This window comes from Microcystis sp. M109S1, from assembly GCF_020247025.1.
Taxonomy (GTDB): domain Bacteria; phylum Cyanobacteriota; class Cyanobacteriia; order Cyanobacteriales; family Microcystaceae; genus Microcystis.
In genome coordinates, this window is the sequence record NZ_JADBRW010000440.1 from 1 (window position 1) to 10,204 (window position 10,204).

Below are 10,204 nucleotides of genomic sequence, written 5' to 3' on the forward strand. Positions count from 1 at the left end.
CCCTATCTAAGACTGTTTTACAGTTAGGACATTGATGAGTTCTAGTGCTTAATGTTTTTTGAACTCTCGTCCCACAAACTGAACAATCTTGAGAAGTGAAATGGGGAGGAACAGCAACACAAACAATCCGATAAATCTTAGCAAAATAATTCAAACATTCGGTGAATTGATACCAAGAAGCATCAGAAATCGACTTGGCAAGCTTACGGTTTTTGACTAAGTTTCTTACCTTTAAAGCTTCATAAACTACCAGATCATTAGACTGGATTAACGCCAAAGCGTCTTTAATTGCTTTGTCTTTACGTTGTCTTGATACTTTAAGATGAAGTTTAGCTACTTTTACCCGTTGCTTGTGATAGTTTTTAGACTGTTTCTTTCCTTGAAGAAACTTTTTGGATAATCGTCTTTGTGCTTTTTGAAATCGTTTTTCTGACTTGCTTAAATAACGTGGATTCTCTACAGTATTGCCTTGAGCATCGGTATAAAACTCTTTTAACCCTAAGTCAATTCCTGTTATTTGTCCCGTTGGTTTATGGTATTCTTGCCGTTCTACGTCAATCAAAAACTGGCAATAATAACCGTCAGCACGTCTAACAACTCTTACCCTTTTAATCTGTTGTTCTGAATAATAAACTAATGTCTTTTGACTACACCATAAATCAAATTCTCCTGCTTTAAAACCATCAGTAAATCTGATTTTACGTCTATCATCAGATAGTTTATATCCCGTTAGTTTATACTCAACGGAACGACTATGCTTTTTGAACCGAGGAAAACCCTTTTTTCCCGGTATCTTAGCCTGACAATTCTGATAAAACCTATTAATTGATTGCCAGGCTCTATCAGCAGCCGATTGACGAGCTTGTGAGTTTAATTTATCAACCCAAGGTGTCTCTTTATTGTTAGCTAGTACCGCACAAAGCTTTTGGAGGTCATTGCGGGTTGTTCCTTTATTTTCTATCCAATAACGAACACAAGAATTACGCACAAACTGAGAAGTTCTGATAGCTTCATCGAGCCGGTGATATTGCTCTGGTGTTCCGTTTTTTAGCTTTGCTTCTACGACTAGCATCTAACAATCCACGACCATTGGCTAAATTAGGTATAACACAGTTTACCCACAGATGGTGGAATTAAATCGATGCTCCGCGGTTGATATTCTGGTCGGATTTCATCCCCCGCTAATTTTGTTGAGTATCTTGTCGAAAAATGTAGCGGGGGCATTCATCCGACATTTTAGGTAAGATAGTTTTAACGATTGCCTGTATGTAAAGGGGTATATTAATTTCATGACAGCTACTAGCACAATTCCCGATTTTTGTCAAGGGATAAAATATTTTGGGGCTTCCTTACCCGAATTTGATAAATATGCAGGAAAAGCCGCTATCGCTGAGGGAAAGACCGCTATTATTGCCGCTAATGACCCGAATGCTATCTATCAAACCCTCCTAGCCGCCGATGCTTTGCGTTACCTCACCCTACAAATCACCGCTACCAAAGAATCGGGACACCCCGGCGGTTTTGCCAGCGCTGCCGACGTGATTGCCTCTTTGATGATGTTAGGCCAGAAAAATATTTTCACCGAAGTGGGCCATCATGCCCCCGGTTTTTATAGTAACGTCTTTCTCGATCGCTCTCTCGAAGCCATGGGCATCAGCAACGTCAGGGAATTGGGAGAACGTTTTCGGGAAAAACACGGACTTTTAGGGCATCTTTCTGGACAAATCCCCGGACTGCTCGGGCCGGCCGGTCCTTTGGGCCAAGGACAACATTTCGCCATGGCGGCGGCCAAATTACACCCTAATACCCTTTTCCCTGTGACTATCGGGGATGGTGGTTTAGGAGAACCGTACATTATGAGTAGTTTTGGTCATTTTCACACTGCTTACCCTGAAATTACCAATTTTCTGCCGATTTTAGTTTGGAATGGCTATTCCCAAGAACACCATAGCATGGTGTCCCTGAAAACTAACGCCGAAATGGAAGCCTATTGGCGCGGTAATGGTTTTGAGGAAGTGATTTTAATTAATGCCAAAGACTTCGATGATGCTAATCAAAATGGGGAATATGTAGATAGCACCAAATTCTCTTTTAACCAGCGTCTGGAGTTCATGAAAGCGGTGTTAATGGCCACGGATAAAGCCGCCCAATTAGCTTTAGGAGGCCAACTAACGGTGATCATTATTAAACAACTTAAAGGGGCGGGAGTTCACAAACGGGGAGCGGCTTCCCATAATCTTTATCCAGGAGATTCTTTAGAAAAAGATTATATCGTTACTGCCTTACAAGAACGCGCTTTACCCCCTGAAGCTTGGGCAATTGTTCGTACTAATTTCGAGCGCTCTGGAGGCGGTCCGGCAGTGGAAACAGTGGTGACGGAAAAAGTCTTCCCGCTGCCAGATTTAGGAACCTTACCGATGACCGAATCTAGCGTCGGTGGCGATAAAAAAGTAGCCACCACTGCCATGGGGGAATTAGTGGTAGCTGTGGGTAAAGCTGACCATAATTTTGTCGTCACTAATGCTGATGGTAATGCCGCTTCGGGAATTAATAATATTAACGTCGGTTTAAAGATTATTCACCCCACCAGCGATGATACCTATTTCCAAGCACCTAACGGTCAAGTTTATGAGCCTTTAAGCGAAGATGCCTGTGCTGGATTAGCCGTCGGTTTATCTCTCTTGGGAGGGCGGACTTTATGGTGTTCCTACGAGTCTTTTGCTATCAATGGTTTACCGATTTGGCAGACTGTAACCCAAGCGATGGCCGAGTTACGTCGTCCCACCCCTTCTACTATTACTTTATTCACCGCCGGAGCCTTGGAGCAAGGGCGTAATGGTTGGACACACCAACGCCCAGAGATTGAAAATTATTTCGCCGCTATGATGCGAAATGGTAATATTTTCCCGCTCTTTCCCTGCGATGCTAACAGTATTCAAGTCTGTTATGAATGGGCGTTAGGAACTATCAATAAAGGCATTACAATCACCGCTAGTAAATCGCCTTTACCGGTGCGAACCACTTTTGAGCAAACCCGTCAAGCTTTAGAAAAAGGCGGCGTAATTCTCCACGAATCGGAAGGCAGTAAAAAAGTTGTTTTTGCCGTCATTGGCGATATGACTTTATTACCCGTCTTTGAGTCTGCACAACAGTTAGAAGCAGCGGGAATCGGTGTAAAAATCGTCTCGGTAATTAATCCTCGTCGTCTCTACCGTCCTAGCGATGTGATGAGTGAAACTAGCTCGGTAGCTGATAATAATTTCCTCGATGATGCTGGTTTTGACAGTCTCTTTGCCGGTGATGCTTTAATCGGAGTAACCGGTGGTACAAGCGCCATGTTAGAACCGATTATGTTACGCAGTAATGCGCGTCGGGATGTCTTCGCTTGGAAACGGGGAGAAACCACCGCCAGTGCCGGGGAAATTATGGCCTATAATGGTTTGACTGCCAATGCTTTAACTGCGCGTGCTACCCAGTTATTAGGCTAAGTTCCCAGTTAGTTTTTTTGATTATTCCCTACTCTCTCTGATTGGAAAGTAGGGATTTTTTCTCAGGTCACTTTCGCCAACGGGATAAACTTTTAATCATTTTCCATAGGCGAGGATATTGGAGGGATAGATAGCGTTTAATATGGGATCTTAAACTAACTAAATCCTGAGATTCTTTCAGTTCTCTATCTTGATAAAAACGAATTAAATCATCCCGTCTTTTCAGTAAAATTTTAATTTGTTGGTAATCTTCTGAGCTTAAAACTTGATGGGGTTGAATATTTTCTGGCAGCGGGCGCGGGATGTAAAAAGTTGTATGAGATGGTGATAATTCTTGGTCTGGACGTTCTTTAGTATAGAGATAGATAGAAAGAGATTTACGCGATAAATGCCGTTGATTTTCTGGTAAATTAATCTGAGAAAATCCATGCCATGAATATTCATTGGTTTCAAAAATAACACAACAATTAAAGATAGGTAGAAAAGATTTAATCTTATTTTCTTCCGGTTGACGAGGATTGGAATGTAACTCTAGATTCCCTCCCCAATCTGCTTGCCATTGGGGATTTAAATAGATTAATAAATTCAAGCGGCGATGATACCAATGACGCTCATCGAAGTTAAAATCAATGTGAGGGTCTAATTCTTGACCGTGTAAATTTTCGTGGGTTCCACCCCCATAAAAACTAGGGTCTGGAATTAAATTATCGACACCGGTTAATTCGGAAATTAACTCTAAAAACTCTTTAGCTTGAACGTAGCGGCCAAACTGTTGATAAACACCCCCTAAACCGATTAAATCCTCATTAACCGCCTTGCCGCCAACTTTTCCTAACTCACTAATGGCTTTTTGCGGATTAAAACTCGGAAAATTTTCCAGCAAAATTTGCGCTTGCTCCCCAACTAAAAAATTATCGATGACCAAATGCTTAAACGGTTGCGCTGTCTCAAAATCTTGACGATAGACAGAAGATTTCTCATAAACAAGGGGATTAATAAACATTAGACAGCTTTTTTGTTGGTATGATAAATTATAGCAATCAAACTAGCAAAATAAAGATTAACTCTCCTATTGACCTAATCGCCTATGGACTGGTGGCACAAACTCAAAGATAATCCTCTCGCCCGTTGGGGAGCAGTTTTACTGTTAATCTTCTATTTAAGCGTAATTGCGGCGGATTTTGTCGCTCCCTACTCTCCCTACTCCTCCCAACCCGGTCAGTCTCTCCTACCCCCCACTCAAATCTTTTGGCGCTCGCAGTCGGGAAGTAACAAGGGTGAGTGGATTGGCCCCCACGTCTATCCCACCACTCAAAGTGCTATTAATATAGAAACTGGTGAGCGGAAGCTAATGAGAGATTTTAACAAACCCTTGCCGCTGCGTCTCTTGGTTAAGGGTGAAACCTATAATTTAGGTCAAATTCGCCTACCTTTGCCGCCAAAATGGGAGGAAGTAACTTTATTCCCCGGTATCCCTTTTGATCTCCATCTGTTCGGAGTCATCGGCGATGGTAGAATCAATATATTGGGAACTGACGAATCGGGACGCGATAGTTTTAGTCGCTTGATTTTCGGGGGCAGAATTAGTTTATTTATCGGTTTGGTCGGGATTTTAATTTCTTTCCCTATCGGTTTATTTGTCGGTGGCGTTTCTGGCTATTTTGGCGGTTGGTTAGATGCGATTTTAATGCGTTTTGTGGAAGTTTTAATGACTATCCCCGGCATATATTTACTCGTGGCCCTAGCGGCAGTTTTACCCGCAGGATTAACCAGCACCCAGCGCTTTTTATTAATCGTCCTGATTACTTCTTTTATCAGTTGGTCGGGATTAGCGCGGGTAATTCGCGGTCAAGTTTTATCCCTGAAAGAACAGGAATTTATCCAGGCCGCTAAAGCTATGGGAGCAAAACCCCTTTATATTATTCTGCGTCATGTGCTGCCCCAAACTGCCAGTTATATCATTATTTCTGCTACGTTAGCTGTGCCGGGGTTTATCGTGGCCGAATCGGTTTTAAGTTTAATTGGTTTGGGAATTCAACAACCAGATCCTAGTTGGGGAAATATGCTTTCTCTGGCTACCAATGCCTCAATTATTGTTCTACAACCCTGGTTAATTTGGCCAGCTGCTTTGTTAATTATTCTCACCGTTTTAGCTTTTAATTTACTCGGTGATGGTTTACGCGATGCCCTAGATCCTCGCAATTTAGAGAGATAATTTAGTTATTTTAGCCATTATCAGTGAACAGTCTCCCCACTTCCCATTATGAATAAAATCAGTAAAACTTTTAATAATTTCGCCGATAGTTTGGTGATTTATAGTCAAAGATACGGGAAAATAAGCTGGTTAATATTTTTAATTATCTTTGCTTTTATCATGACGATAACCTTTAATTTTCCCGCACAATCGACCAATAAACCCCAAGAAAAAACCGAAATTCGTGGAGTTTGGTTAACTAATATCGATAGTGAAGTGTTATTGAAACCGGAAACCCTAAAAGATGCCCTTAATAGGTTGGCTGATTTAAACTTTAACACTATTTATCCCACGGTCTGGAATTGGGGTTATACACTCTATCCTTCTAAGGTAGCAGAAAAAGTTACGGGACGAGCGATCGATCCCCATGAATCTTTAAAAAATCGCGACTTTTTAGAGGAAATAATTAGCCAAGGTCATCGGAAAAAATTAAGAATTATTCCCTGGTTTGAATTTGGTTTTATGGCTCCTGCGGATTCAGAATTAGCAAAACGACATCCCGATTGGTTAACCCAAAGACAGGATAAAAGTGTGATTTGGTGGGAAGGAAAAGTGCATCAACGGGTGTGGTTAAATCCCTTACATCCGCAAGTAAAAAACTTTATTACGGATTTAGTCAGCGAGATTATTACTAACTACGATATAGAAGGAATTCAGTTTGATGATCATTTTGGTTATCCCGCCGATTTTGGCTATGATGAAACCACGATTAAACTCTATCAAAGGGAACATTCGGGACAATTACCACCGCAAGATTACCAAGATAAAGCATGGATTCAATGGCGGGCCGATAAAATTACTGACTATATGAATAGTTTAGCCCAGACGATTAAAAAGCGCCAACCTACAGCGATTATTTCCCTATCTCCTAATCCCTACACTTTCTCCCTAGAATCCTATCTTTTAGATTGGCAAAAATGGCAAGAAAAAAACTTGATTGATGAGTTAATAGTACAAGTGTATCGAACTGATATGAACGCCTTTGACTGGGAATTATCGCAACCAGAATTACAGCAAGCTAGAGAATCTATCCCCGTGGCTATTGGGATTTTATCTGGTTTAAAAGGTCGTCCGATTCCGATGGTTAATATTACTCAACAAGTGGAAAAATCGAGACACCAAAATTTTGGTGTTTCTTTCTTTTTCTACGAAACTTTATGGAATATCAGCAATGAATCTCCTTCCTATCGACGCAGGATTTTTCGGGAAATACTCCAGTCTGCTAATCCTAGCTAAAATTGCTGACTTTAAGCGAAATTATCGCCCTAACCCCGCTATAGTTTCTTAAGTTTATCTTTAAACTAAGAAAAAGCAGCAGGGAGAAACTAAAATCGCTAGAATGAAAGAAGACTCTCTTTTATCACTTTATCCATGCTGATCAGATCTAACCGAAGCTCGATCGCTAAACCTATTTTACTGTTTCTTGGCTGCCTTGTGATCGGGCAGTTGGGGATATTAGTGGTAGCCAATAGCCTCTGGTTTACCGAGATGGGTTATTTAAACACTTTCCTGAAGCAATTATCTTGGCAACTGGGATTAGGTTGGGGAAGTGCGATTCTTTCTCTACTCTTTATTTTTACTAATTTACGTTTAGCCCAGCGTTTTCGTTGGCAAAAACCCCGGGAAGATAGTTATCCTCTTAGTTCTCAATCTCCTAGTATTAATTTACTCGGTCTTTTGATTATCGCAACGGGAATTGGAGCTTGGATCGGGTCAATGTTATTGTATTACAGTAAACTAGCCCTCAGTCTCTGGACACCAGATTTTAATCTCCCTAACCTTAGTTCTTCCCTAAGTTCTCCTCTGGAAATAGTTTGGATTAGGCAAGTATTAACCGATATTTCCAGTAATCTTTGGCAAGGGGTAATTATCGCTTTTTTAGTCTTGGGATTATTAATTAAAACCGAGTATTTTTTGCGAATAATATCTATAGTATTCACTGTAATGCTATCTCTTATTATTGCTGGGCAGTGGGCGAATTTTTTAAAATATTTTTATGGTGTTCCTTTCAATATTAACGATCCTCAATACGGGAATGATTTAGGTTTTTACATCTTTCAATTACCCCTGTGGCAGTTACTAGAATTATGGCTCGGTGGTGTGGGAATATATACTCTTTTTGCTGTTAGTTTAACCTATCTTTTTTCGGCCGATAGTCTTTCTCTGGGAACATTTCCGGGGTTTTCCCGTCCGCAACTGCGTCATTTATACGCCCTGTGGAGTGGGTTAATGGGGCTGCTAGTATTACACCATATTATTCAGCGTTACCTGCTACTTTATTCTCCGGAAGGGGTAGTTTATGGTGCGGGTTATATCGATATTCATGTTGGCCAATTTATTGAAATTATTCTGGGAATTATTGCAGGAATAACCTCTATATGGTTAGGAGAAAAAGCATTATTTGGTAAAATAAACCGTCGCAAATTACACAAAAATACCAGGAAAAAGTTGGTATTTTCTCCCTACTTAGTTCCTGTATTTCTCTATTTAATTGTTTGGATAAGTGGCACAATTATCAGTGGAGCATTACAAAAAATAATCGTACAACCGAATGAATTAGTGAGAGAAAGACCCTATATCGAAAGAAGTATTCAATCCACAAGAGCGGCTTTTTCCTTAGATAGAATTGATGCCCAAGTTTTCGATCCACAGGCCGAATTAAATGCCGAAGTTTTAGAGAGAAACCATCTAACTATCGATAATATTCGTCTTTGGGACACCAAACCACTGCTAGAAACTAACCGACAATTACAGCAAATTCGCTTATATTATAAATTCCCCGATGCTGATATCGATCGCTATCGGGTACGCGTAGGACTGCCTGAAAAAATCGAGGAACGTCAAATATCTGAAAAACAACAGACAATTATTGCCGCTAGAGAATTAGATTATAGTGCGGTTCCCACTTCTGCTAATACTTGGGTGAATAAACATCTCGTTTATACCCACGGTTATGGGTTCACTCTTTCCCCAGTTAATTTAGTGGCTGCCGGGGGTTTACCCTACTATTTTGTCAAAGATATCGGCACAAATAAAGACGAAGGAGCTCTACAAACCTCTAGCGAATTAATTGATTATAGTATTCCCATTGGTAAACCCCGCATTTACTACGGGGAATTAACTAATAATTATGTGATGACTCCCACCACCGTAGAAGAATTGGATTTTCCTAGCGGGGATGGAAATGTCTATAACACCTACGATGGTAAGGGAGGAATCCTAGTGGGGACGGGGTGGAGACGTTGGCTATTTGCCCTTTATCTGCGGGATTGGCAAATGTTATTTAGCCAAGATTTTACTCCCGAAACTCGCTTATTAATGCGTCGTGATATCCAAAATCGCGTGCAAACTATCGCCCCTTTTTTAAATTATGATCGCAACCCCTATTTAGTAGCGGCAGATGTGGGGGATAGTAGTAGTAAATTACATTGGATTATTGATGCTTATACTATCAGCAATCGCTATCCCTATTCTGACCCGGGGAAAGATAAATTTAACTATATTCGCAATTCGGTCAAAGTGGTAGTGGATGCCTATCATGGAACGGTGAATTTCTATGTTGCCGATGAAAATGATCCAATCATTCAGACGTGGAGTAAAATCTTTCCTCATCTCTTTAAATCTTTATCAGAAATGCCAAAAACTATCCGCAGTCATATCCGTTATCCCGAAGATTTATTTAGTACCCAAGCGGAAAGATTATTAACCTATCACATGACCGATCCGCAAGTATTTTATAATCGGGAGGATCAATGGGAAATTCCCCTAGAAATTTACGGCACGGAACCACAGGCTGTATCACCCTATTATTTAATCATGAAACTGCCCGATTCCGACAAAGAAGAATTTATTCTCCTCCATCCCTATACTCCCTCTAGTCGGCAAAATTTAATCGCTTGGTTAGCAGCGCGTTCAGATGATAGAGAGTATGGTAAGTTATTACTCTATCAATTTCCTAAACAAAGGTTAGTGTATGGACCGAATCAAATTGAGGCTTTAATTAACCAAGATCCAGATATTTCTCAACAGATTTCCCTTTGGAATCGGGACGGTTCTAAAGTTTTGCAAGGACACCTATTAATTATTCCCATTGAACAATCTCTGCTTTATGTAGAACCTTTGTATCTAGTGGCAGACCAAAATAGTGTCCCGACAATCGCTAGAGTAACAGTTGCTTATCAAAATAAAATTGTCATGGAACCAACCTTGAAGGAAGCTTTAGAAAAGCTATTCTCAGGTCATCAGAGCTAAATTGCCGCTAATTGGCCACAAATTAGCAAAAAAAGCTGATGCTGGTTCCAGAACGATCCTCAATATCCCCGAATTTGCCCGGAAAATTGCCTGCTCTGGTTAATCAGCCAATTTCAAAATCCAGTATCATCAAAGGATTGAGTTATTCTTTTAATTAGAAAAGTGGGCAATTAATTCCGTGCGAGATGAATTAATTATTAAAGGGGTAAAC

6 protein-coding genes are annotated in these 10,204 nt (G+C 40.6%); 4 read left to right on the plus strand and 2 right to left on the minus strand.

The window, feature by feature from the left end:
* A partial coding sequence (locus IM322_RS21645; protein WP_287713328.1) for an RNA-guided endonuclease InsQ/TnpB family protein occupies positions 1-1,072 on the minus strand: 1,072 nt, incomplete at its 3' end.
* Positions 1,073-1,289: 217 nt separating this feature from the next.
* Between IM322_RS21645 and IM322_RS21650 the strand changes: the two genes are divergently transcribed.
* Complete coding sequence (locus tag IM322_RS21650) at positions 1,290-3,488, plus strand: phosphoketolase family protein (RefSeq protein WP_287674775.1); 2,199 nt, start codon at positions 1,290-1,292, stop codon at positions 3,486-3,488.
* 67 nt (positions 3,489-3,555) lie between these two features.
* On the opposite strand, the gene IM322_RS21655 is transcribed toward IM322_RS21650, so the two are convergent.
* Positions 3,556-4,491, minus strand: a complete 936-nt coding sequence (locus IM322_RS21655) for a 2OG-Fe(II) oxygenase (RefSeq protein ID WP_287674777.1) — start codon at positions 4,489-4,491, stop codon at positions 3,556-3,558.
* A gap of 84 nt (positions 4,492-4,575) precedes the next feature.
* Here IM322_RS21655 and IM322_RS21660 point away from each other — a divergent pair, with 84 nt between their 5' ends.
* The 3 genes from IM322_RS21660 to IM322_RS21670 all read left to right on the plus strand — a co-directional run bounded on the left by IM322_RS21660 (position 4,576) and on the right by IM322_RS21670 (position 9,993).
* Positions 4,576-5,703 carry an ABC transporter permease gene (locus tag IM322_RS21660; RefSeq protein ID WP_287080008.1) on the plus strand — a complete coding sequence of 376 codons (1,128 nt, stop codon included), beginning with the start codon at positions 4,576-4,578 and terminating at the stop codon, positions 5,701-5,703.
* Between the two features lie 48 nt (positions 5,704-5,751).
* On the plus strand, positions 5,752-6,978 hold the full coding sequence (locus IM322_RS21665; protein ID WP_287674779.1) for a glycoside hydrolase family 10-like protein: 1,227 nt from the start codon (positions 5,752-5,754) through the stop codon (positions 6,976-6,978).
* 135 nt (positions 6,979-7,113) lie between these two features.
* The gene (locus IM322_RS21670; protein ID WP_287674781.1) at positions 7,114-9,993 is read left to right on the plus strand and encodes a UPF0182 family protein; all 2,880 of its coding nucleotides are present in this window, start codon (positions 7,114-7,116) and stop codon (positions 9,991-9,993) included.
* Positions 9,994-10,204 lie beyond the last annotated feature (211 nt).

What these genes read in the sequence shown, in the direction of transcription:
- IM322_RS21670 (WP_287674781.1), top strand. Translation starts at nt 7,114, where the DNA reads ATGCTGATCAGATCTAACCGAAGCTCGATCGCTAAACCTATTTTACTG.
- IM322_RS21655 (WP_287674777.1), bottom strand. Translation starts at nt 4,491, where the DNA reads ATGTTTATTAATCCCCTTGTTTATGAGAAATCTTCTGTCTATCGTCAA.
- IM322_RS21665 (WP_287674779.1), top strand. Translation starts at nt 5,752, where the DNA reads ATGAATAAAATCAGTAAAACTTTTAATAATTTCGCCGATAGTTTGGTG.
- IM322_RS21650 (WP_287674775.1), top strand. Translation starts at nt 1,290, where the DNA reads ATGACAGCTACTAGCACAATTCCCGATTTTTGTCAAGGGATAAAATAT.
- IM322_RS21660 (WP_287080008.1), top strand. Translation starts at nt 4,576, where the DNA reads ATGGACTGGTGGCACAAACTCAAAGATAATCCTCTCGCCCGTTGGGGA.